Below are 1939 nucleotides of genomic sequence, written 5' to 3' on the forward strand. Positions count from 1 at the left end.
GTCAGTGCTGTGATTTGTGCAGACGTGACCGCTGCAAAGTCTGTGGTCTCCATCGCCGCCATCTGCGCTGTTGTCAGCGACGCTAACTGCGCTGTGGTCAAGGTACTGACCTGTGTCGTACCCAAGGCGACTACTTGCGCTGTCGTCAAAGACGCCATTTGCGCTGTGGTCAGTGCAGTGATTTGTGCTGACGTGACCGCTGCGAAGTCAGTGGTCTCCATGGCCGCGACCTGCGCTGTCGTCAACGACGCAAGTTGCGACGTGGTCAAGGTGCTGACCTGAGCTGTTCCTACTCCCACCACCTGTGCGGTGGTCAAGGATGCGATTTGTTTGGTGGTCAAAGCAGTGATTTGCGCGGTTGTGACCGCCGCCAAGTCGGCTGTCTCCATGGCAGATATCTGAGCGGTCGTCATCGACGCCAACTGCGCTGTGGTCAAGGTGCTGACCTGGGCTGTGCCCATTCCAGCCACTTGCGCTGTCGTCAACCCACTGATGCTGGCCGAGGTGATGACCACCAAGTCAGCAGTCTCCATGGCCGCGATCTGGGCCGTGGTCATTGCCGCCAGTTGCTTGGTCGTCAAAGTACTGACCTGAGTCGTACCTAAAGCGACCACTTGCGCTGTTGTCAGCGCCGCCATTTGCGCTGTGGTCAAGGCAGTGATGCTGGCAGAGGAGATGGTCGCGAAGTCGGCCGTCTCCATGGCAGCGATCTGCACTGTCGTCATCGCCGCCAGTTGCGACGTGGTCAAGGTGCTGACCTGCGTTGTACCCAAGGCGACTACTTGCGCTGTTGTCAACGAAGCCATTTGCGCTGTGGTCAAGGCAGTGATTTGTGCAGACGTGACTGCTGCGAAGTCAGTGGTCTCCATCGCCGCGATCTGCGCTGTCGTCATAGACGCCAACTGGGACGTGGTCAAGGTACTGACCTGTGTCGTACCCAAGGCCACCACTTGCGCGGTTGTCAACGACGCCATTTGCGCTGTGGTCAAGGCAGTGATTTGTGCAGACGTGACCGCTGCGAAGTCAGTGGTCTCTATCGCCGCCATTTGTGCTGTCGTCAGCGACGCTAACTGCGACGTGGTCAAGGTGCTGACCTGAGCTGTTCCGACGCCCACCACCTGTGCGGTGGTCAAGGACACGAGTTGAGCCGTTTTAAGTGCCGCTGTCTGTGCTGTCGTTAATGCAGCGACTTGCGCTGTACCCATCGCCGCCAAATCGGCTGTCCCCAGGGCTGCAATCTGCGTGGTGCTCATCGCTGCCAGTTGAGACGTTGTCAAGTTACTGACCTGCGTCGTACCCAAGGCCACCACTTGTGCTGTCGTCAACCCTGTGATGCTCGCAGAGGTAATAGCCGCCAAGTCTGCGGTCTCCATCGCCGCTATCTGTGCTGTCGTCATCGACGCCAGTTGCGATGTCGTCAAGTTGCTGACCTGGGCTGTACCCATTCCAGCCACCTGCGCTGTGGTCAATCCACTGATACTGGCCGAGCTGATGACCACCAAGTCAGCAGTCTCCATCGCTGCGATCTGCGCGGTCGTCAGCGCCGCCAGTTGCTTGGTCGTCAAAGTGCTGACCTGCGTGGTACCCAAGGACACTACTTGCGCTGTCGTCAGCGACGCCATCTGCGCTGTGGTCAAGGCAGTGATTTGTGCAGACGTGACCGCTGCCAAGTCAGTGGTTTCCATCGCTGCGATCTGCGCTGTCGTCAGCGCCGCCAGTTGCTTGGTCGTCAAAGTGCTGACCTGCGTCGTGCCCAGACCCACTACTTGCGCGGTCGTCAACGAAGCCATTTGCGCTGTCGTCAATGCAGTGATGCTGGCCGAGGTGATGGTTGCCAAGTCTGCGGTCTCCATCGCCGCGATCTGCGCTGTTGTCATAGACGCCAACTGTGCGGTGGTCAAGGTGCTGACCTGGGCTGTGCCCATTCCAGCCACTTGCG

The 1939-nt window shown here is 59.0% G+C and carries 1 protein-coding gene; it reads right to left on the reverse strand.

All coding sequences use genetic code 11. The features are described 5' to 3' along the window. On the reverse strand, window positions 1-1925 hold a 1925-nt coding region (locus AC9UG7_RS00780; RefSeq protein WP_509583124.1), incomplete at its 3' end, for a beta strand repeat-containing protein. Window positions 1926-1939: the final 14 nt, after the last annotated feature.

The organism is Limnohabitans sp., assembly GCF_046052765.1.
In the GTDB taxonomy this organism is placed as follows: Bacteria; Pseudomonadota; Gammaproteobacteria; order Burkholderiales; family Burkholderiaceae_C; genus Limnohabitans.